At 56.4% G+C, this 19624-nt stretch carries 22 protein-coding genes; 13 read left to right on the top strand and 9 right to left on the bottom strand.

The features are described from left to right. Positions 1-4: 4 nt before the first annotated feature. From BM347_RS05780 to BM347_RS05790, 3 genes are all read right to left on the bottom strand, one after another. Positions 5-1048 carry a hypothetical protein gene (locus BM347_RS05780; protein WP_093915513.1) on the bottom strand — a complete coding sequence of 348 codons (1044 nt, stop codon included), beginning with the start codon at positions 1046-1048 and terminating at the stop codon, positions 5-7. Positions 1049-1063: 15 nt separating this feature from the next. Then, a complete protein-coding gene (gene greA, locus BM347_RS05785; RefSeq protein ID WP_093915514.1) occupies positions 1064-1534 on the bottom strand; it encodes a transcription elongation factor GreA in 471 nt (156 codons plus the stop codon). Positions 1535-1670: 136 nt separating this feature from the next. After that, positions 1671-2054, bottom strand: a complete 384-nt coding sequence (locus tag BM347_RS05790; protein ID WP_093915515.1) for a VOC family protein — start codon at positions 2052-2054, stop codon at positions 1671-1673. Between the two features lie 88 nt (positions 2055-2142). Here BM347_RS05790 and soxR point away from each other — a divergent pair, with 88 nt between their 5' ends. From soxR to BM347_RS05810, 4 genes are all read left to right on the top strand, one after another. Continuing rightward, positions 2143-2595 carry a redox-sensitive transcriptional activator SoxR gene (gene soxR, locus BM347_RS05795; protein WP_093915516.1) on the top strand — a complete coding sequence of 151 codons (453 nt, stop codon included), beginning with the start codon at positions 2143-2145 and terminating at the stop codon, positions 2593-2595. A gap of 155 nt (positions 2596-2750) precedes the next feature. Further along, positions 2751-4400 carry an electron transfer flavoprotein-ubiquinone oxidoreductase gene (locus BM347_RS05800; RefSeq protein ID WP_093916048.1) on the top strand — a complete coding sequence of 550 codons (1650 nt, stop codon included), beginning with the start codon at positions 2751-2753 and terminating at the stop codon, positions 4398-4400. Between the two features lie 160 nt (positions 4401-4560). Beyond that, complete coding sequence (locus BM347_RS05805) at positions 4561-6276, top strand: tetratricopeptide repeat protein (protein ID WP_093915517.1); 1716 nt, start codon at positions 4561-4563, stop codon at positions 6274-6276. Further along, positions 6276-7133 carry a 4-(cytidine 5'-diphospho)-2-C-methyl-D-erythritol kinase gene (locus BM347_RS05810; RefSeq protein ID WP_093915518.1) on the top strand — a complete coding sequence of 286 codons (858 nt, stop codon included), beginning with the start codon at positions 6276-6278 and terminating at the stop codon, positions 7131-7133. Before BM347_RS05805 ends, BM347_RS05810 begins: the two co-directional genes overlap by 1 nt. Here the strand turns inward: BM347_RS05810 and BM347_RS05815 are convergent. Further along, a complete protein-coding gene (locus BM347_RS05815) occupies positions 7126-8124 on the bottom strand; it encodes a polyprenyl synthetase family protein (RefSeq protein WP_093915519.1) in 999 nt (332 codons plus the stop codon). The two genes, BM347_RS05810 and BM347_RS05815, sit on opposite strands and share 8 nt — an antisense overlap. A 58-nt stretch (positions 8125-8182) precedes the next feature. Between BM347_RS05815 and BM347_RS05820 the strand changes: the two genes are divergently transcribed. The 3 genes from BM347_RS05820 to BM347_RS05830 all read left to right on the top strand — a co-directional run bounded on the left by BM347_RS05820 (position 8183) and on the right by BM347_RS05830 (position 9433). Next, positions 8183-8404, top strand: coding sequence for a putative signal transducing protein (locus BM347_RS05820; protein ID WP_093916049.1), 222 nt, complete (start codon positions 8183-8185; stop codon positions 8402-8404). A gap of 3 nt (positions 8405-8407) precedes the next feature. Continuing rightward, the gene (locus BM347_RS05825; RefSeq protein WP_093915520.1) at positions 8408-9157 is read left to right on the top strand and encodes a tRNA1(Val) (adenine(37)-N6)-methyltransferase; all 750 of its coding nucleotides are present in this window, start codon (positions 8408-8410) and stop codon (positions 9155-9157) included. A gap of 111 nt (positions 9158-9268) precedes the next feature. Further along, complete coding sequence (locus BM347_RS05830) at positions 9269-9433, top strand: YdcH family protein (protein ID WP_093915521.1); 165 nt, start codon at positions 9269-9271, stop codon at positions 9431-9433. 192 nt (positions 9434-9625) lie between these two features. Here BM347_RS05830 and BM347_RS05835 read toward each other — a convergent pair whose 3' ends face one another. Next, positions 9626-10564 (bottom strand): transcriptional regulator GcvA, encoded by a 939-nt coding sequence (locus BM347_RS05835; RefSeq protein ID WP_093915522.1) that lies wholly within the window; start codon positions 10562-10564, stop codon positions 9626-9628. A 109-nt stretch (positions 10565-10673) separates the two neighbouring features. Here BM347_RS05835 and BM347_RS17765 point away from each other — a divergent pair, with 109 nt between their 5' ends. Beyond that, on the top strand, positions 10674-10802 hold the full coding sequence (locus BM347_RS17765) for a hypothetical protein (protein ID WP_281247840.1): 129 nt from the start codon (positions 10674-10676) through the stop codon (positions 10800-10802). Between the two features lie 63 nt (positions 10803-10865). Here the strand turns inward: BM347_RS17765 and phbB are convergent, their stop codons facing one another. From phbB to BM347_RS05850, 3 genes are all read right to left on the bottom strand, one after another. Then, complete coding sequence (gene phbB, locus BM347_RS05840; protein ID WP_093915523.1) at positions 10866-11588, bottom strand: acetoacetyl-CoA reductase; 723 nt, start codon at positions 11586-11588, stop codon at positions 10866-10868. A gap of 178 nt (positions 11589-11766) precedes the next feature. Further along, positions 11767-12942: an acetyl-CoA C-acetyltransferase gene (locus BM347_RS05845; protein WP_093915524.1), complete on the bottom strand. Its 1176-nt coding sequence runs from the start codon at positions 12940-12942 to the stop codon at positions 11767-11769. A 115-nt stretch (positions 12943-13057) separates the two neighbouring features. Continuing rightward, entirely contained in the window at positions 13058-13900 is an 843-nt protein-coding gene (locus tag BM347_RS05850) for an EAL domain-containing protein (protein WP_245764200.1), read from the bottom strand. A 135-nt stretch (positions 13901-14035) separates the two neighbouring features. Here BM347_RS05850 and BM347_RS05855 point away from each other — a divergent pair, with 135 nt between their 5' ends. Continuing rightward, a complete protein-coding gene (locus BM347_RS05855; protein ID WP_093916051.1) occupies positions 14036-14608 on the top strand; it encodes a DNA-3-methyladenine glycosylase I in 573 nt (190 codons plus the stop codon). Positions 14609-14626: 18 nt separating this feature from the next. Here BM347_RS05855 and BM347_RS05860 read toward each other — a convergent pair whose 3' ends face one another. Next, complete coding sequence (locus BM347_RS05860) at positions 14627-15658, bottom strand: fatty acid desaturase (protein ID WP_093915525.1); 1032 nt, start codon at positions 15656-15658, stop codon at positions 14627-14629. A 397-nt stretch (positions 15659-16055) separates the two neighbouring features. On the opposite strand from BM347_RS05860, the gene rpsD reads away from it, so the two are divergent. From rpsD to BM347_RS05880, 4 genes are all read left to right on the top strand, one after another. Then, positions 16056-16676: a 30S ribosomal protein S4 gene (gene rpsD / locus BM347_RS05865; protein ID WP_093915526.1), complete on the top strand. Its 621-nt coding sequence runs from the start codon at positions 16056-16058 to the stop codon at positions 16674-16676. Between the two features lie 171 nt (positions 16677-16847). Next, positions 16848-17930 carry a histidinol-phosphate transaminase gene (gene hisC, locus BM347_RS05870; RefSeq protein WP_093915527.1) on the top strand — a complete coding sequence of 361 codons (1083 nt, stop codon included), beginning with the start codon at positions 16848-16850 and terminating at the stop codon, positions 17928-17930. A 1-nt stretch (position 17931) separates the two neighbouring features. After that, positions 17932-18852, top strand: a complete 921-nt coding sequence (locus tag BM347_RS05875) for a prephenate/arogenate dehydrogenase family protein (protein WP_093915528.1) — start codon at positions 17932-17934, stop codon at positions 18850-18852. After that, positions 18849-19622 (top strand): extensin-like domain-containing protein, encoded by a 774-nt coding sequence (locus tag BM347_RS05880; RefSeq protein ID WP_093915529.1) that lies wholly within the window; start codon positions 18849-18851, stop codon positions 19620-19622. The genes BM347_RS05875 and BM347_RS05880 overlap by 4 nt, the downstream gene beginning before the upstream one ends. Positions 19623-19624: the final 2 nt, after the last annotated feature.

Consider the following 19624-nt stretch of genomic DNA (forward strand, 5'->3'; position numbering starts at 1 on the left):
GGCGTTAGTCGAATGTCCCTGCGACACGCCCCAATAACATGAACGCGCGTGCTGTGCGGGTCTCTGCAAGCGCCGAGATTTCACCGTCGGATGCCTGTGCCTCGAACCCGGAAAAGACGCGGTCAAAGCGGCGCAGAAAATGGTGGGCTGCATCACGAAAGATCGGGTCTTGTTTCATCCGCGCATTGGTCAGGGCAAGAGACGACCGATCACGCACCCCGCCAAGCGCCGCGATGGTGCGCCCGCGGGCACCTTGGGCAAATTCGCGCCAGACTTCGGGGCGTGCGCGGTCCGGGCGCAGATCATCCATGTAAATGCCATCATGGCTGAGCAGGGTCAGCACGTCTTGGGCCGCTTGGACCAACTGCGACGCATTGCGATCTTTCAACGCTTTGCGCAAGGCCGAGAAACCTTCGGCGTCTTCTGCCGTTTCAGGGAAATTCAGCGCACGAATGAAATCATCATGGGATAACGCGGGTGCCATATCGCTGGCTTGGGTCCCAAGCGCCAAGGCCGGCTGATCCTCTGATGAGGCAGCTGCCGCAGCAGGGGCGGCGGCACGGGCCGGTGTGTCGCGGCGGGTTTGAAAGGTCGCAAGGGCGGTTTCAGTTTTACGCGCGGCGGCGGCGATTTCATCCAGTTTGCGGGTGACGGATGCATCGGCCTCAAAGGTTTTGCCCTGTTGCTGGGCAATATAGGCTTGGCGAATGGCATCGATTGCTGTCTGCAACCGTTTGCTTTCGGTGCGCATCACCCGACTGGCGCGTGCAGCGGTGGCTGCGACCCAAATCATTGCCAGTGGCATGAAGATGGCCAAGGTGGTCATCACAATCCTCAGGCCGCGATCGCCGCTGTCCGGGGCCGCATCAGCGGGTTGCATCACAAAGAAAACGGCACAGCCCAAGAGCCAGAACACACTGAGCGCAATGGCGATGATTTCAATGCTGGAAATCGCTTGGTCATTTGGACGTGAGTAGACACCAAAAGGGGTCGAGCGCGCAGGTTGGCGCGGTAACTGTTGCGGTGTGGCAGGCGTCGTATCGGTCATGTCGATTGCCCCGGATCACGCGTAAATGATCTTGAGTACCTCATAGGATCTTTCGCCCCCCGGGGTCCGCACCGTGACGCTGTCGCCTTCTTCTTTGCCGATCAGTGCCCGCGCAATAGGGGACTTGATGTTCAAAAGACCTTTTTCAATATTGGCCTCATATTCACCAACAATCTGATAGGTTTTCTCTTCGTCGGTGTCTTCGTCCACCAATGTGACCTTGGCCCCAAACTTGATAGAGCCGGACATTTTCGATGGATCAATAACGTCCGCCAGCGAAATCGCGCCTTCAAGCTCTTTCACGCGACCTTCGATAAAGGACTGCTTTTCCTTGGCGGAATGATATTCGGCGTTTTCGGACAAGTCACCATGTTCGCGCGCTTCGGCAATCGCCTTGATGATTGCAGGACGTTCAGTCGTCTTCAGGTGCTTTAGTTCAGTTTCCAAAGCAATGTGACCGGCGCGGGTCATTGGGATTTTTTCCATTGTGGTCGTCCACGCAATGAGGGCCACATCCCCCGGAACGGATCCGAGGGTGCGACCGATTTGAATTAACCCTTACCTGACCTAAACTGGCGCGTGATTGCAAGGGCCGAGTGCGTGTCGCGACATCAATGCGCGCTTATCCACCGTATTCAACAAGCTCGTATTCGACCCCATCGTTGTCATGAAAGTAAAACCGTCGGCCCGGCTCATAGTCGGCATGGTTTGTGGTTTCGAAACCTTGCGCTTTGACGGCTGCTTCTGCCGCATCCAGATCATCGACGACCACGCCGATGTGGTTAAGGCTCCCAACGGTCGTGTGGCTATTTGGGGCTGATTTCAGTCCCTCTTTCGGCGTATAAAGCGCGATATACTGGTCTTGTGTCCCGATATGGACGCTGCGGCCCCCGGCAATCGCATCACCTTGCCAGCGGACCTGCCATCCGAAAACCATAAGCATCCATGCGGCGGTGTCGTCGGGGTTTTTTACAGTGATATTTGCGTGTTCAAGCTGAGCTGACATGATGGGTCTTTCCTTGCTGTTGTATTGACCCTGTCGTGTCTAATTCCTAAACCTAACTTTAGGTCAAGGTATTTTTTTGAGGAACATTATGGCTGTAAATGATGGGTTATCTATTGGCGCACTTGCGCGGCGCACTGGGCTGGCTGTGTCGGCGATCCGCTATTACGAGTCGCAAGGGCTGATCAAACCTTGGCGCAATGCAGGCGGGCAGCGGCGGTTTGAGCGCGCGGATTTGCGGCGGCTTAGCTTTGTGATGATTGCCCAGCAGTTTGGTTTCACCCTGCCGCAGATCAAAACCGAGCTTGACCGTTTGCCCGGCGGGCGCACCCCGACCAAGGCTGATTGGGCGCGTATCAGCCAATCCTTTCGCGCCGGACTGGACCAGCGGATTGCCACATTGACCCGGCTGCGCGACGATCTGGACGGCTGTATCGGCTGTGGTTGCCTAAGCCTCAAAGCCTGCGCGCTCTATAATCCCAAGGACAAAGCAGGCGAAAACGGTCAAGGGCCGCGCTATCTGATGGGGGATCCGCGGGTCTGATCCATTTCGAGTTGCGAAACATTATGACGGCTGGCGCATTATATTGTTACGAAACTGTCGCGACCCTTCATTTTAACGTCGTGTCGCGATTGCAAAGCAGGCCGTGCTGGTTTAGCCAAATCCAAACCCATTTTCTGCCCGAAGAGGAGCCCCAAATGGCCGAAGTTGAACGCGAAGCAATGGAATATGACGTCGTTATTGTTGGCGCTGGTCCTGCAGGCCTGTCAGCCGCGATCCGTCTGAAACAGCTGGATGCTGACTGCAACGTGGTTGTGCTGGAAAAGGGCTCCGAAGTCGGGGCGCATATCCTGTCGGGTGCTGTATTGGATCCAAGCGGTCTGGACGCGTTGATGCCGGATTGGAAAGAAAAGGGCTCGCCGATCAAGACCAAGGTGATCGAAGACAACTTTTACATGCTGGGCGAGGCGGGCAAGTTGCGTGTGCCGAACTTCCCCATGCCGCCACTGATGAACAACCACGGCAACTATATTGTGTCAATGGCGAATGTTTGCCGCTGGATGGCCGAGCAAGCCGAAGAAATGGGCGTTGAAATCTTTCCCGGCATGGCATGTTCCGAACTGGTCTATGGCGAGAACGGCGAGATCAAAGGCGTCGTGGCCGGTGAATTTGGCATCAACCCTGATGGCACCAAGGGTGACAACTATGAACCCGGCATGGAGCTGCACGGTAAGTATGTATTCCTGTCCGAAGGTGTACGCGGCAGCCTGTCAAAGCAGGTGATCGCAAAATATGATCTGGATGCTGGCAAGGAGCCGCAGAAATTCGGCCTTGGCATGAAAGAAATCTGGGAAATCGACCCGGCCAAGCACAAAGAAGGCACTGTCACTCACACGATGGGCTGGCCTTTGAATAGCAATGCAGGTGGCGGTTCATTCATCTACCACATCGAAAACAATCAGGTCTATGTCGGCTTTGTTGTGCACTTGGGTTATAAAAACCCACATGTGTTCCCCTATATGGAATTCCAACGTTTCAAACATCACCCCATGGTCGCGGAACTGCTGAAAGGCGGCAAACGCGTGGCTTACGGCGCACGGGCTATTACCGAAGGCGGCTTTCAGTCGATGCCCAAGATGGTCGCGCCCGGTGTGGCGCTGCTGGGGTGCTCTGTGGGTATGGTCAACGTGCCGCGCATCAAGGGCAACCACAACGCGATGCTGTCCGGCAAGGCGGCCGCCGAAGCGGCGTTCGTGGCCATTCAAGCGGGACGTTCAGGCGATGAACTGTCGGAGTACGAAGCAGATGTACGCAGCGGCGAGATTGGCAAGGACTTGAAAAAAGTACGCAATGTCAAACCATTGTGGAGCAAGTTCGGCCTGATGACATCGCTGGCTGTCGGCGGGTTCGACATGTGGACAAATACATTCGGTTTTTCCTTGCTAGGCACTCTTGGTCACGGCAAATCCGATGCCGAAGCAACCGAGAAAGCAGCCGATCACAAAAAGATCGATTATCCCAAGCCCGATGGCAAACTGTCGTTTGACCGTCTGACCAATGTTGCGTTCTCGTTCACGAACCATGATGAAAACCAACCAGCGCACCTGACGCTAAAGGACCCGTCCGTGCCCGTCGATGTAAACCTGCCGGTCTATGCAGGCCCATCTGCGCGCTATTGCCCGGCTGGTGTCTACGAATTCGTCGAGGAAGAAGGCAAAGACCCGCGCTTTGTCATCAACTTCCAAAATTGTGTGCATTGTAAAACCTGCGACATCAAAGACCCGACGCAGAACATCGTTTGGACCACCCCACAAGGTGGTGACGGCCCGAACTACCCCAATATGTAAATCACTATTTAATGATGTGATGAAAGGGCGTGCTGCGGCGCGCCTTTTTTCTTTTGAAAAGGGCCGATTGTTGCTCACGGCTACGTGCGTCGCTGCGCGCTGCCATTGCGCCTGTGGGTGAACGTGATAGCGTAAAATAAAATTGATAAGGCCTGCATATATGATCCGTAATCTGCTGTTTTCTGCCAGTGTTTTCGCGTTGGGCGTGACTGGCGCACTGCCTGTTGGCGCGCAATCGGTATCGGGTGCATATCTGGCGGGGCGTCACGCCGCTGTGCGCAGCGATTTTTCCGAAGCCGCTGACTATTATGGCCGTGCGCTTGCACGGGACAGTATGAACGTCGAGCTGCTGGAAAGCGCTATTCTGGCCAATCTATCTTTGGGTGATGTCGACCGTGCGATCCCCTTGGCCAAGGTTCTGGCGGCAAAGCATCAAGAGTCTCAGGTCGCGCATCTGGTGACCACGGCCGACAATGCGCAAAGGGGTGATTACGACGGGTTGTTGGCGCAAGAGGGTGACGGCGCGGGCATTGGCCCATGGGTCGATGGTCTGGTCAAAGCCTGGGCCTATGTCGGCAAGGGTGACATGACACAAGCCGTGGCCGAGTTCGATACCCTAAGCCGAGAGCCGGGGATGCAGGGCTTTGTGATGTACCACAAGGCGCTTGCGCTGGCGTCGGTTGGTGATTTTGAAGGGGCCGAGCGTATCTTTGCCGCAAACGAGGCGGGGGCCGCTGGCCACACGCGTCGCGGGGTGATCGCACGGGCTGAAATTCTGGGGCAGCTTGACCGCAACGCCGAGGCATTGGCGCTGTTGAACTCTAGTTTTGGGGGGAGTACTGACCCCGAGCTTGAAGCTCTGACCTTAGCGCTTGAGGGTGGGGAGCCGGTCAAATTTGCGCAAGCGCCCGATGCCAAAGCCGGGATTGCCGAAGTATTTTTCACTTTTGCCGCCGTGTTGCGCAGTGAATCGGCGGGCGAGCATTATGTGCTGCTTTATGCGCGGATCGCGCGCTATCTGAACCCCCGTCACATAGACGCATTGTTACTGACCGCTGACTTGCTTGAAAGCCTAGAGCAATATGATCTGGCGATTGCCGAGCTTGCCAATGTACCAGCAAGTGATCCGGCCTATCATGCGGCTGAGCTGGGCCGCGCGGCCGCTTTGCGCCGGTCCGGCCAACCGGGCCGGGCGATTGAGGTGCTCCAACAATTAACCCGCAGCCATGGGGATTTGCCGTCTGTGCATTCGGCCCTTGGGGATGCATTGCGTGCAGAAGACAAGTTTGATGACGCGATTGCCGCCTATGATATGGCGATCAACAAGACGCCAGACACGAACCCGCAACGATGGGTGTTGTTCTATGCGCGCGGCATATCACAAGAGCGCAGCGGCGATCTGGACAAGGCCGAGGCCGATTTTCGCGCCGCCTTGGCAATCAACCCCGACCAGCCGCAGGTTCTGAATTATCTGGGATATTCGCTGGTCGAGCAGGGGCGTAATCTGGATGAAGCCCTGAACATGATCGAGCGCGCGGTCGCGGCCAGCCCGGGATCGGGGTACATCGTCGATTCACTTGGATGGGTTCTGTATCGTTTGGGCCGCTACGAAGAAGCCGTGTCGCAGATGGAGCGCGCCGTGGAGCTGGTTGCGGTTGACCCCGTTGTCAACGACCATCTGGGGGATGTCTATTGGGCCGTTGGCCGCGAACGCGAGGCAGAATTCCAGTGGCGTCGCGCCTTGTCCTTTGTTGATCCCGAAGACACCGACAGCGAGGCAGATCCGGGCCGGATGCGCCGCAAGCTTGAGATCGGTTTGGACGCGGTGCTGAGCGAAGAGGGTGCTGACCCTTTGAGCAAGGTATCGACGGACTGATGCGCACAAACAGCGCCGCACTGGGGGCCAGTGTCTCTAAGCCGGCTTGGGCCAAGGTGAATCTGTCCCTGCACGTTACAGGTCAGCGTGCCGACGGGTATCATCTGCTAGATAGTCTGGCCGTCCGTGCCGCGGTTGGTGATACACTTAGCGTTGTGCCGTCGCCCCGGCTAGAGCTGTTTGTCGAGGGCCCTTATGCGGATGGCGTACCGCTGGATGATCGTAACCTTGTGATCCGCGCGGCTCGGCTGCTTGATCCCGATGCGACACGGGGTGCGCGGCTGGTTCTGACGAAAGTGCTGCCAACAGCTGCGGGTATCGGTGGTGGGTCAGCAGACGCAGCAACCGCGCTAAAGTTGCTGAGTAATCACTGGGATGTGCCGATACCAGAGGATGTGGCCAGCTTGGGAGCTGATGTGCCGGTTTGTTTGCATGATGCGCCCCAGCGAATGCGCGGTGTCGGAGAGATTCTGACCCCGCTGCCGCCCTTGCCACCTTGTTGGCTGGTGTTGGTGAACCCGAATAAATCCGTATCAACGCCCGAGGTCTTTAAGCGTCTGGTCTCAAGGCATAACGAGCCGATGCCAGATAGCATTCCGGCCTTTGACTCTGCGCAAGGTTTTGCTGCGTGGCTGTCGACGCAGCGCAATGATCTGGAACAGGCCGCGCTCGGCGTTGTGCCTGAAATTGCCGCCTGCCTTGCCGCGCTTGATGATGCGCTGCTGGCGCGGATGTCGGGATCTGGGGCGACCTGCTTTGGTCTATACGCCAGCGAACAGGCCGCAAACCACGCGGCTGGGCGGATTGATCATGCGCATCCCGGTTGGTGGGTCAGTGCGGCCGAAGTTCTTAGGTAAGTCGCGCCACGACGTAGTCAGCAAGGTCATGCAGCATTCCACGCAGCGGGTGATCGGGCAGGGCGTGCAACGCGTCCTTTGCCTGTTCCGCCCACTCCATCGCGTCGGCGCGGGTTGCCGATAGCGTGTCATGCTTGTTCAGCAGGGCAAGCGCGTGGTCCAGATCGCCGTCTTCCTGACGCCCTTTTTCAATCGTCCGGGTCCAAAAGGCGCGTTCTTCGGCATCTGCTTTGGCGATGGCCTTGATCACGGGTAGTGTCAGCTTGCGTTCGCGGAAATCATCGCCAACGTTCTTGCCGGTCACACCGGCGTCGCCTTGATAATCCAGCAGGTCATCTGCGATTTGAAACGCAATGCCCAAGGCATCACCGTAGTCATACAGCGCCTTGATCTGCTCAACCGGCGCACCGGCGACAACGCCACCAACTTCGGTCGCAGCGGAAAACAGGGCAGCAGTCTTTCCACGCACCACTTTGAGATAAACGGATTCGTCGGTGGCAAGGTTCTGGGCGGCCGTCAGCTGCAACACCTCACCCTCGGCGATGGTCGCAGAGGCATTGGACAGGATCGCAAGCACGCGAATGTTGTTCGTTTCAGTCATCAACTGAAAACTGCGCGCAAACAGATAGTCGCCTACCAGGACCGATGATTTGTTATCCCACAGCAGGTTCGCGGTGGGTCGCCCGCGCCGTTGGCCGCTTTCGTCTACGACATCATCATGCAGCAATGTAGCGGTGTGAATAAACTCAACCGTGGCGGCAAGGTGGATGTGGTAGGGGCCGTCATAGCCACAGATATGGGCCGCAGCCAGGGTCAGCATGGGCCGCAGACGCTTGCCACCTGCCTCGACCAGATGCGCTGTCACTTCGGGGATGCGGGGCGCATGTTCAGATGCCATGCGGTCGCGTATCAGATCGTTTACCGCCGCCATATCGTCAGCAAGGTAGCTGGCCATCTGGTCATGCGGTTTTTGACGTACGTCGTTCTTCATCTACATGACCCCATCTGAAGGCTCGACAATCTGGCGCGATTGCACTTACATCTCTGTTATGAAGGAACTTTTGCGCACAACCGACCCGACGATCATTGCCTTTGCCAGCGCCCTTCTTCAGGGCGAGGATATAGACTGCTTTCCTTTGGACGTAAATATGAGCGTGCTGGAAGGCGGCATCGGGATTTTCCCGCGTAGGTTAATGGTTCACGAGGACAAGCATAGCGCTGCTCTGAGGGTGCTGCGGGATAACGATATTCCCACCGGCTTGCCTGATTAACCCGTGCAAAGCTTTGACCCGGATGAGCTGACGTATGACGCGTTTTTGGGCGGTAAATTGCATCTGTGGCAGCCGCGCAAGGGGTATCGCGCGGGGGTAGACCCCGTTCTGCTCGCGGCAACTGTACCGGCGGCACCCGGCCAACGGGTGTTAGAGCTGGGCTGTGGTGTCGGAGCTGCGTCACTATGTCTGGGGGCTCGTGTCGCTGGGCTGTCGCTGACTGGGGTTGAAGTCCAACAAGCATATGCCGAACTGGCCCGCCGTAATAATCCCGAGTTCGAGGTGATCGAGGCCGATCTTGCCGCGATGCCGTTGTCGCTGCGGCAGCGTCAATTTGACCATGTCTTAGCCAACCCGCCCTATTTTGATCGTGCCGCATCGATTGCGTCCGAAGACAGTACGCGTGAAACAGCTATGGGCGAACAAACCCCGCTGGCCAAATGGGTGGAAATCGCAGCTAAAAGGCTGGCCCCAAAAGGGCAGGCGCATTTCATTCACCGGGCAGAGCGGCTTCCGGATCTGATCCGCGCGTTGCCCCATGATATGGGCAGCATTGAGGTGCTGCCGATTGCCCCCCGGATCGGCCGCATGACCGAGCTGATTATCCTACGTGCGCGCAAATCTGGCCGGGGGGCGTTTCGGCTGTGTGCTCCATTGATTATGCACGAAGGGGCCGAGCATATCGCGGATGGTGACAGCTATGTTCCCGCGATCCGTGCGGTTCTGCGCGCTGGCGCGGCGCTACCATTCTAGGCATCTTCCAGCCGATAGTTCTACTTGTTCGGAAACTTTCTGCGTCGCCGCGTGACAGGTGAAATTTTTCGTGGTTCACTTGTATTACGCAATCCAACAAAGGAGAGTTAAGTGGCATTTGACGCACATCTTGAAGCTTTGAAACGGAAACATTTGGCGGTAAGCGACGCTGTAGAGGAGGCACAGCGCGCCCCGGGCATTGACGACCTGAAGGTTGCGACGATGAAGAAGGAAAAGCTTCGATTAAAGGAAGAGATTGTCAGACTAACCGCTTAAAAAACTTAAGCCAGACTTACCAAAGCTGGCGCGCGCTGCGAAAAAGCGCCGCCAGCGATCAGCGCAGATGCTAGACCCACAGAGCGCCTCGAATTTTTCCCCAATATAATAAGTACGAAACGGTAGGATCTGGTTCCAGCCCTGAGGTACTTGCACATCAAAGCATGCCATAATCCACCTAAAACGCTCATCTTATGCGGGCTGTCTCGCTATGATTGGAACACTGTCTGCGACCTCGGATGTTTTGCTAATTTCGTCTATGATCCATTGCCTGAACGCTGCAATTTGCGGGCGATCTTGTGCGGATTTCGGGCATAGGAACCAAAACCGTGCTCCGGTGTCCAGTGCTGCATTATAGGGTGCGACCAGCCGGCCTTCGACCAAATCCTTGATGACGAGCGCGCGTCTGCCCAGCACCACCCCAACCCCTGCCAGTGCTGCATCCGTGGCATGATCCGCTTGGGAAAACCTTGGTCCTAGTGCTGCAGGTGGGGCAAGGCCCATGGCGGCAAACCAGCTATTCCAATCCATCGGTGGGTCCAGAAAGGCAATCGAATCATCTACAATCAAGGGTGCGTTCCGCAGGCTGGACGGTGTTGGATAGCGCGCCGCCATTTCCGGCGTCATGACCGGCGTCACCCATTCATCAGCGAGGGGCAGCGCATAGAGGTCTGGATCAACAGAGGCCCCAAACCGGAGCGCCACATCAATATTGTCGCGAGCAAGGTCCACTTTGCGCAGCGATGCCGAGAAGCGTAATTCGATTTCCGGGTGGGCTTGGGCAAAGTCGAAAAGCCGCGGTGCTAACCATTTGGCGGTGAATGCGGGGCCAGCTGTGACGGTAAGCGATTGATGGTCTTGGGTGCGCTGCGCCGCCCGCCATGCAGCGGCCAGCGTTTGAAACCCGTCTGTGGCACCCGGGGCAAGGGCAAGCCCGGCCTCGGTCAATTCGACAGCGCGGTTGAGTCGCCTGAAAAGCGGCGCGCCGAAATGCGCTTCAAGCGATTTGATCTGGAAGCTAAGGGCCGCTGGGGTGACGTTGAGTTCCGCGGCAGCGGCAGCAAAAGACAGGTTTCTTGCTGCGGCCTCAAAGGCGCGCAAAGCAGTCAAGGGGGGCAGGCGATCGGTCATATCAGTTCAGTTTTACTTATGTGAAAGAAAGAAAGTCTCGTTTGTAGATATGTCATCATAGGCCCATCTTAGACAAAGAACAGAAATTCTTGATATCAGGAGGCTGGACATGATCGAAGCAACAACAAACCGCGCAGCCCGCAACGCAATGGAAGAGGCCCACCGTGCACGGGCGCGTGCGACACTTGAGTTTTGGGGCTGGTTGTTCGGATCAGCTGATAAGCCTAGAAAAAGCTGAGCGAAACGCAAAAAGGCCAGCGCATAATAGCACTGGCCTTTTGCATTTTATCGGATGGTCGCATTACGTAAGGTACTGCGCACCGTTCGCTGTGATGGTGGACCCGTTGATAAAGCTGGAGTCATCTGCGGCCAGGAACACAACCGCGCGTGCGATGTCTTCTGGTTCACCCAATCGGCCAGCCGGAATCTGAGCAATAATCGATTCGCGGACTTTTTCAGGGACGGCCATGACCATGTCTGTGGCGATGTAGCCCGGGCAAATCGCGTTAGCGGTAATGCCTGCGCGCGCGCCTTCCTGAGCAAGGGATTTTACGATGCCAAGATCACCTGCCTTGGTGGCGGCATAGTTAACTTGCGCAAACTGACCCTTTTGCCCATTGATCGAGCTGATGACCACAACGCGCCCGAATTTGCGTTCCCGCATGCCGGGCCATATCGGATGAATTGTGTTAAACACGCCCGTCAGGTTCGTGTTGATCACCTCATGCCATTGATCTGGCGTCATTTTATGAAACGGTGCGTCGCGGGTAATGCCCGCGTTAGCAACGACAACCTCGATCGGGCCAAGGTCTGCTTCGACTTTTGCGATGCCCGCCTTTGAGGCGTCGTAATCTGCGACGTCCCATTTATAAGTCTTGATGCCAGTGCTTTCGGTGAATTTTGCAGCGGCTTCATCGTTGCCTGCATAAGTGGCAGCTACGTGATAGCCGGCATCCTTGAGTGCTGTTGAAATGGCGGCACCGATCCCTCGGCTACCTCCGGTCACAAGTGCGACACGTGACATTGTTACCCCTTCCCTTGCGGCAATGTTGTTTCGTTTGCGATATCAATTTCGTAATTATATTACGTACCCGATTGATAGGGCATCACATACGGACTTTGCAACCACTTTGGCAGGGTTTTGGGGAAATGATTTAGGAGAGTGGTGCACGGCGCATACTACTGCGCCGTGCAAGCGTATATTAGGGGCGTTCAAGGCACATTGCGACGCCCATACCGCCACCGATACACAGGGTGGCAAGGCCCTTTTTCGCGCCGCGACGCTGCATTTCAAACAACAGCGTGTTTAGGATTCGCGCGCCGGATGCGCCGATTGGGTGGCCGATTGCAATGGCACCGCCATTTACGTTTACAATTTCCGGGTCCCAGCCCATGTCTTTGTTGACCGCGCAGGCTTGTGCGGCAAAGGCTTCGTTGGCCTCGACCAGGTCCAGATCTTCTGGCTTCCAGCCCGCTTTTTCCAACGCTTTGCGGGATGCGTAAATTGGTCCTGCCCCCATGATGCTTGGGTCTAGGCCAACGGTTGCGTAGGATGCGATGCGTGCCAGCGGCGTTATGCCGCGCTTTTCTGCGTTATCCGCAGACATCAACAGGGCACCAGCGGCCCCATCGTTCAGGCCGGATGCGTTCGCGGCGGTGACCGATCCGTCCTTAGTGAAAGCGGGGCGCAGTTTTTGCATAGCTTCCATGGACGCGCCGTGGCGAATGTATTCATCGCTATCGACAACCGTTTCGCCTTTGCGGGTCTTGATCGTATAGGCCACGATTTCATCCGAGAATTTGCCCGCCTTTTGCGCCGCCTCAGCCTTGTTCTGAGAGCGGACGGCGAATTCGTCTTGTTGATCACGGCTGATCTGCCATTTTTCGGCGACGTTTTCAGCGGTTTGGCCCATATGATAGCCGTTGAACGCATCCCAGAGGCCATCTTTGATCATGGTATCAATGAACTGCATGTCGCCCATTTTCTGGCCGGGCCGCAGGTTTTGGGCGTGGGGGCTCATGGACATGTTTTCCTGGCCACCGGCGGCAACAATATCCGCGTCGCCCAGTTGAATGTGTTGCGCGGCCAAGGCGACAGCACGCAGACCTGAGCCACACACTTGGTTAATTGACCAAGCTGCGGATTCGATTGGTAATCCCGCGTTTACATGTGCCTGACGTGCGGGGTTTTGCCCCTGCGCAGCGGTGAGGACTTGACCCAGAATGGTCTCGGACACTTCAGATGCGTCAATTCCTGCGCGCGCTACAATCTCTTTCAAGACCGCCGCGCCCATGTCATGGGCTGGTGTGTTTGCAAAAGATCCGTTGAAGCTGCCCACGGCTGTGCGCGCTGCGGATGCGATGACAACATTCGTCATGTGTATTCCCTCAGGTTATTGACCAACGGGGTACCTCTCGCAGAGCATCTGCGATCCCCTAGCCTTCTACGATCAGATATACTGCATCGCAGCACAAGCGGCAATCTTGACGTGTTTAACCTGATTTTTGCTTGTCAGGGTTGATTGCCCAATAGGGCCGCGTGGTCGGGCCCCCAAATAGATACCCTTGCTGGCAATCGACACCCAACTGGCGCAAGACTTCGCAGTCTTCCTCGTTTTCGACCTGTTCGGCGACGGTTACCATGTCAAAATTTTCGGCGATTGATACCATCACGGTGATCAATGCACGATTCTCAGGATTTTTTGAAATCCCCCGCGTGAACTGTCCGTCGATTTTCAAGATATCAAAGTATAGCTCTTTGAAGTAGCGGATTGCGGTATATCCGGAACCGAAATTGTCCAAGGCAAAGCACACGCCCTGATCTTGCATGCGGTTAATGAAATCGGCCACGAGCTCTGGCATCAGCATGGCCGATTGTTCGCTGATCTCAAGGATCAGCCGTTCCCCGAGTGTCGGATCGCGTGACAGCCATCTTTGCATCATGTTGGTCCACGCCTTGAACCCGATTGACCGGGCGGACATGTTGATCGATACGCGCAAATTCGGGTTATGCTGCAATGCCATCATCCCGGCGCGTAGGGACAGGACATCGATTTCGCGGCCAAGCTGGGTCGTCTCAACCACGGGCATGAAATCGCGGGCAGGGATGACGCGGCCAGTCGGGTCAAGCACGCGAATAAGCCCTTCGTAGAATGCAATGCTTTTGCTGGACATATCGCGTATGACCGGCTGGTAAGCCATCAACGTCTGCTTGTGTTCGACTGCATCCCGGACCATGGAAATGGTCGATTTGTCGCGCTGTGTCACCGCATACTGCAGCGGGTTTTCGCCGCCCTGTGGAAGGTTGGCGAAGCGATGTTTGGACCGCTGTTGCACGTTGCAGATTCCTTTTGCCCTCGCGTATTCTTGCGTTAATGCATGATGTTTTCATAAGGGCGGGTTAAACGGTCAATGAAAGTCTATTTGTACAAATAATTGCAGGCCACCTTGGCCAACTGAAAAGGGATGAATATGCAGCGTTGCGATTGGGCCGGCCCGGAGCAGATCTACCTTGATTATCATGACACTGATTGGGGTGTGCCCGAATACGACAGTCGTGCGTTATGGGAAAAACTTGTGCTTGATGGGTTTCAGGCTGGGCTAAGCTGGATCACAATTCTTAAAAAACGAGAGAACTTTCGCGAAGCATTCGCCGGATTTGACCCGAATGTCATCGCAGACTGGGGCGATGCCGAGGTCGAAACATTACTGCAAAACCCAGGCATTATCCGCCATCGCGGCAAGATCGAAGCGACGATTACCAATGCCCGTGTGTGGCAGAAGATCGAGGCTCGGGAAGGGTTTGATACGTATCTGTGGAACTACGTCGGCGGGTCACCTTTGCAAAACTGTTTTGCGTCTCAGGCCGATGTACCGCCGTCGACTACGCTGTCGGCACAGATATCGAAAGACCTCAAGAAAGAAGGGTTCAAATTCTGTGGCCCCACGATCGTCTATGCGTTCATGGAAGCCGTTGGTATGGTGAACGATCACTTAGTGACTTGCCATCGACATGACGTAGTCGCGTCGATGGTAAAGAAATAGCGTGTTGCCGCAGTGGCGCTATTTTGCCTTTCGCGCCTGGGCGAATGACAGCAGTCTTTTGCTGCTTTCATCCCACAAATGCAGGCGCGCATTTGCAAAGCTTTCGCGCAAGGTCAGTGTATTGATCTGGGCAAGGGCGGTATGATCTTTTAACACTTCGGGCAGGCGGTAAAACGGGATCCTGCTGTACAAATGGTGCACGTGATGGATGCCGATATTAGCGCTAAGCCATTGCAAAGGGGCGGGAAGTTTATAATGGGAACTGCCGTTCAGCGCCGCCTCGTGAATGTCCCACGTGGGGTCTACATCCCATAGGGTCGTTTCAAATTGATGTTGGACGTAGAACAACCAGACGCCTGCAGTCGCCGCCAATAGGGTTGTGGGCAGGAAGATCAGCAAGATGGGTTTCACGCCGCCAAAGTAAAACACGATGGAAAGCGCCACGAGGATTGCGGCGTTGGTGCACATCGCGCTGACCCAGTAGCGCGCGTGTTTGGTCAACCCCATTGGAACCCGTTGTTGGATAAAGAACAGGTACAACGGCCCCAAGCCAAACAGCACCAGCGGGTGGCGATATAGGCGGTAATACAGACGCTTTTTGGGGCTAAGGGCGCGGTATTCGGCTACCGTTAGCGTGTCGATATCCCCGATGCCGCGGCGGGATAGATTGCCGGATGTGCTATGATGCATCGAATGCGAGCGTTTCCAGACGTCATAAGGTGTCAGCGTCAAAACACCCAACACACGGCCCAGCCAGTCGCTAAGGGACCGGTTGGAATAAAACGCATAGTGGCCACAATCATGCTGGATGGCGAACAAACGTAGCAAAAACGCCGCGTTGCAGACCGAGATAGCAAGCGTGAGCCAAGGCGTGATGGACAATGATGCCCACGCCAAAGACCACAACGCGATAAATGGCACGACCGTCACCGCGAGCTCGAAAGTGCTTCTTACAGCATCGGGATCACGGTAGTTCGAAAGGACCTTGATCCAGTCGCGCGCCGGAATGGCGTTCGCGGATTGCCCGAAAACTTTGGAATCGTCGTTCATATGCCTGCTTTTCTTATTATTTTCCCCGCCGCCTTGATAAACGAATGTGCGATTTAGACAACGCATAAAAACTGGGCGTAAATACGGTGCAGCCCCAAGGGAGACCTATTGCTACTTTGACGCAGTAGCAGGGCAATCCCTAATGCCGGCGACCGTAAGGGTTATTTGGCTAATACATCGTTAATTGGATGGTAAATCGGATCGATTGGGGCGGGCGACTACGTCAAAGCCGCCTTTGGCCCCATATTCAAACTTCTCGCATTGACTCCGCGCTGAACCCTCGTATAAGCGCGGCTTCATTGGTGTTGGTGGACCCTGCAAGGGGAACCCTGTCAGGCATTGCGCCAGAGGACAACGCCCTTTACCGCCCGCAAGGGCCATAAAAAGGAGAACAGCCGTGACTAAACGCACCGCTGCCAAGCACAAAATTGACCGCCGCATGGGCGAAAACATCTGGGGCCGTCCAAAATCCCCAGTAAACCGTCGCGAATATGGCCCCGGCCAGCACGGTCAGCGCCGCAAGGGCAAGATTTCCGACTTCGGTATCCAGTTGCGCGCCAAGCAGAAGCTCAAGGGCTACTACGGCGACCTGACCGAAAAGCAGTTCCGCCGCATCTACGGTGAAGCCGAGCGCGTAAAAGGCGATACAGGTGAAAACCTGATCGGTCTGCTCGAGCGTCGTTTGGACGCGGTTGTGTACCGTGCCAAGTTCGTTGCGACCGTTTTCGCCGCGCGCCAGTTCGTGAACCACGGCCACGTCAAAGTGAACGGCAAGAAGGTTAACATCCCTTCCTACCGCGTAAAAGAAGGTGACGTGATCGAAGTGCGTGACCGTTCCAAGCAGATGACAGCATTGCTGGAAGCCACTCAACTGGCCGAGCGTGACGTTCCTGATTACATGGAAGTTGACCACTCCAAGATGACAGCGACATTTGTGCGCACCCCAACTTTGGGTGACGTGCCATACCCTGTCATGATGGAACCGAACCTCGTGGTCGAATTCTACGCGAAGAACTAAGGTTCCTCGCATATCTATTGCCAAGGGGCCGCGCTGGAGAATACCGGCGCGGCCCTTTTCCGTTTGATCAAGGTGCAGGCGTCGGGCATATCCCAAGTGACGCGGGGCCAACATCATAGGTGGCGCTGACTAGGGTGCGGGTCTATGGTCCGCCCGACAGGAGATTAACAGATGAAAACCGCAATTCGTCCCCAACCCGGCATTATGGACATCGACCTTTACCAGGGCGGGGCGTCGCATGTTGACGGGCTTGATAACGTGATCAAGCTGAGCTCGAATGAAAACCCGCTCGGGCCATCCGAGGCCGCGATCAAAGCGTTTCGCGACGCGTCCTACGATCTGCACCGATACCCTACGTCTGATCACAGCCGTCTGCGTCAGGCGATTGCCGGGGTTCACGGGTTGGACGCGGGCCGCATTATTTGTGGTGCCGGTTCGGACGAGATCATCGCCTTTCTCTGTCAGGCGTATTCCGGCGAAGGTACAGAGGTGCTGCACACCGAACATGGCTTTGGCATGTACCGCATTTCCGCCCTCGCGAACGGGGCAACTCCGGTCGAGGTCAAGGAAAACGAACGCGTCACAGATGTGGATGCGTTGTTGGCGGGCTGTACCGACAAAACCCGGCTGGTGTTCATCGCCAACCCCAACAACCCGACGGGCACAATGATCGGCCTAAGCGAGATTGAGCGGCTGGCGAATGGCATTCCAAAGCAGGCCATTCTGGTGCTTGATGGTGCCTATGCCGAATATGTCGAAGGGTATGACGGTGGTGCAGCGCTGGTTGATGCGCATGAAAACATCGTCATGACACGGACGTTCTCAAAGCTTTACGGCTTGGGCGGTTTACGCGTCGGCTGGGGTTATGGGCCTGCGCATATTATTGATGTGCTGAACCGCGTGCGGGGACCGTTTAACCTGTCCCAAGCGGCCGTGAATGCCGCCGAAGCCGCGATAAAAGACGTCGCTTACGCCGACCATTGCCGGATCGAGAACGCGCGCTGGCGAAACTGGATGGCCGATGCTTTGGCTGAAATTGGCGTGCCGTCGGATGTCTCTTGTGCCAATTTCATTCTTGCGCGGTTCAAATCAAAATCAGAGGCCGAAGCCTGTGATGAGTATCTGAAAACCCAAGGGCTAATTGTGCGCCGTGTGGTGGGCTACAAGCTGCCATCCTGTCTGCGGATTACCGTGGGTGACGAAAGCGCATGCCGCCGTGTCGTCCATGCCATCCGCCAGTTTAAAGGCGATTGATATGGCTGTGATATACAACAAAGTCGCCCTGATCGGGCTTGGGTTGATTGCGTCCTCAATGTTTTGGGGAATGAAACGGGCGGGGCTGGCGGGCACCGTGTCGGGCTTTGCACGCAGCGCCGAAACCCGTGACACCGCGCGCGAAATTGGCCTGTGTGACGAGGTCTGCGATTCTATCGCCAAGACCGTCGAAGATGCCGATTTGGTCGTGCTGTGTGTTCCGGTCGGTGTCATGGGGTCTGTCGCGGCCGAGATGGCTGGCTTTTTGAAACCGGGCTGTACGGTCACCGATGTGGGATCGGTCAAGGCGGATGTCATTGCGCAAGTCGGGCCGCTTTTGCCCGAGGGCGTGCATTTCATTCCGGCACACCCCTTGGCGGGGACAGAACATTCCGGCCCGCGCAGCGGCTTTGCGGAGCTGTTTGATAACCGCTGGTGCCTGTTGGTGCCGGTGCCAGACAGCAATGCCAATGCGGTGTCGCGCTTGCGCAACCTGTGGGAAGGGCTGGGTGCCAATGTTGAGGAAATGGATGCAGAGCATCATGACCTTGTCTTGGCCGTTACCAGTCATGCGCCGCACCTGATCGCTTACACGATGGTGGGTGTCGCCGACGACCTGCGCCGCGTTACCGATAGCGAAGTTATCAAATATTCCGCCGCTGGTTTTCGCGATTTCACCCGTATTGCTGCCTCGGACCCAACCATGTGGCGCGATGTGTTCCTCACGAACAAGGACGCGACGCTTGAGATTCTTGGGCGGTTCACGGAAGAACTCTTTGCCTTGCAGCGCGCCATTCGCACCGGCGACGGGGACCATCTGCACGCTTATTTTACCCGCACACGCGCCATCCGCCGCGGTATCATTGAGGCGGGGCAGGATACGGACGCCCCGAACTTTGGTCGCCTGCCGGCCAAGAAATGATCCGCTGGGCGTGTGTCTGCCTCTTGCTGTCTGGTGCAGCCCTGGCAGGGCCGGACAGATCGCTGCGCCCTGTATTGCGTGGAAATATACTGACGCTTGAACCATCTGGCAGTATCCGGCCCAACCAGCGCGGGGTTAGTGCTGAAACCACAATCACGCGTGATAACGGGATCACGGTATCGCTTCGGCCCACGTTGCGCAGTCGGCGCGTAGTGAAACAGGCCCAAACGCAACGCGCATTGTTGGCCAAAGGGGCCGTTTGCGGTGACGTCGCGATTCAAGGCAAGGCGATTGGCCGCGTGCAACCCAAGCTTAAGGGCTGCGGTGTCGATAATGCTGTACAGGTCGAATCGGTTTCGGGTGTCAGGCTAAGCCAGGCCGCGGTGATGGATTGCAACACAGCAACGGCCCTTAAGGGGTGGATCGAAGGATCGGCCAAGCCTGCGTTTGCCAAAAAGGGTGGGCTGCGCGGTCTGCGTGTTGCGGCGCATTACGCCTGCCGGACGCGGAACAATCTGCCGGGGGGCAAAATATCAGAACACGGCCGCGGCCGCGCGATTGATATCTCAGCCTTTCAGCTGCACAGCGGTGCCGAGGTGACTGTGCTAAAAGGGTGGCATGCGGCGCAGAGCAGAAAAACAATGCGGCGCGTGCACAAAGGGGCGTGTGGCCCCTTCGGCACCGTTCTGGGCCCGAACTCAGACCGGTTTCATCAAGACCATTTTCATTTCGACACGGCGCGCTATCGCAACGGGACGTATTGCCGGTAATT

The organism is Sulfitobacter marinus (assembly GCF_900116285.1).
Lineage (GTDB): Bacteria > Pseudomonadota > Alphaproteobacteria > Rhodobacterales > Rhodobacteraceae > Sulfitobacter > Sulfitobacter marinus.

Excerpts from the sequence above, each read along its gene's own strand:
- BM347_RS05780 (WP_093915513.1), bottom strand. The coding sequence starts at position 1,048 with ATGACCGATACGACGCCTGCCACACCGCAACAGTTACCGCGCCAACCT.
- greA (WP_093915514.1), bottom strand. The coding sequence starts at position 1,534 with ATGGAAAAAATCCCAATGACCCGCGCCGGTCACATTGCTTTGGAAACT.
- BM347_RS05790 (WP_093915515.1), bottom strand. The coding sequence starts at position 2,054 with ATGTCAGCTCAGCTTGAACACGCAAATATCACTGTAAAAAACCCCGAC.
- soxR (WP_093915516.1), top strand. The coding sequence starts at position 2,143 with ATGGCTGTAAATGATGGGTTATCTATTGGCGCACTTGCGCGGCGCACT.
- BM347_RS05800 (WP_093916048.1), top strand. The coding sequence starts at position 2,751 with ATGGCCGAAGTTGAACGCGAAGCAATGGAATATGACGTCGTTATTGTT.
- BM347_RS05805 (WP_093915517.1), top strand. The coding sequence starts at position 4,561 with ATGATCCGTAATCTGCTGTTTTCTGCCAGTGTTTTCGCGTTGGGCGTG.
- BM347_RS05810 (WP_093915518.1), top strand. The coding sequence starts at position 6,276 with ATGCGCACAAACAGCGCCGCACTGGGGGCCAGTGTCTCTAAGCCGGCT.
- BM347_RS05815 (WP_093915519.1), bottom strand. The coding sequence starts at position 8,124 with ATGAAGAACGACGTACGTCAAAAACCGCATGACCAGATGGCCAGCTAC.
- BM347_RS05820 (WP_093916049.1), top strand. The coding sequence starts at position 8,183 with ATGAAGGAACTTTTGCGCACAACCGACCCGACGATCATTGCCTTTGCC.
- BM347_RS05835 (WP_093915522.1), bottom strand. The coding sequence starts at position 10,564 with ATGACCGATCGCCTGCCCCCCTTGACTGCTTTGCGCGCCTTTGAGGCC.
- BM347_RS17765 (WP_281247840.1), top strand. The coding sequence starts at position 10,674 with ATGATCGAAGCAACAACAAACCGCGCAGCCCGCAACGCAATGGAAGAG.
- phbB (WP_093915523.1), bottom strand. The coding sequence starts at position 11,588 with ATGTCACGTGTCGCACTTGTGACCGGAGGTAGCCGAGGGATCGGTGCC.
- BM347_RS05845 (WP_093915524.1), bottom strand. The coding sequence starts at position 12,942 with ATGACGAATGTTGTCATCGCATCCGCAGCGCGCACAGCCGTGGGCAGC.
- BM347_RS05855 (WP_093916051.1), top strand. The coding sequence starts at position 14,036 with ATGCAGCGTTGCGATTGGGCCGGCCCGGAGCAGATCTACCTTGATTAT.
- BM347_RS05860 (WP_093915525.1), bottom strand. The coding sequence starts at position 15,658 with ATGAACGACGATTCCAAAGTTTTCGGGCAATCCGCGAACGCCATTCCG.
- hisC (WP_093915527.1), top strand. The coding sequence starts at position 16,848 with ATGAAAACCGCAATTCGTCCCCAACCCGGCATTATGGACATCGACCTT.
- BM347_RS05875 (WP_093915528.1), top strand. The coding sequence starts at position 17,932 with ATGGCTGTGATATACAACAAAGTCGCCCTGATCGGGCTTGGGTTGATT.
- BM347_RS05880 (WP_093915529.1), top strand. The coding sequence starts at position 18,849 with ATGATCCGCTGGGCGTGTGTCTGCCTCTTGCTGTCTGGTGCAGCCCTG.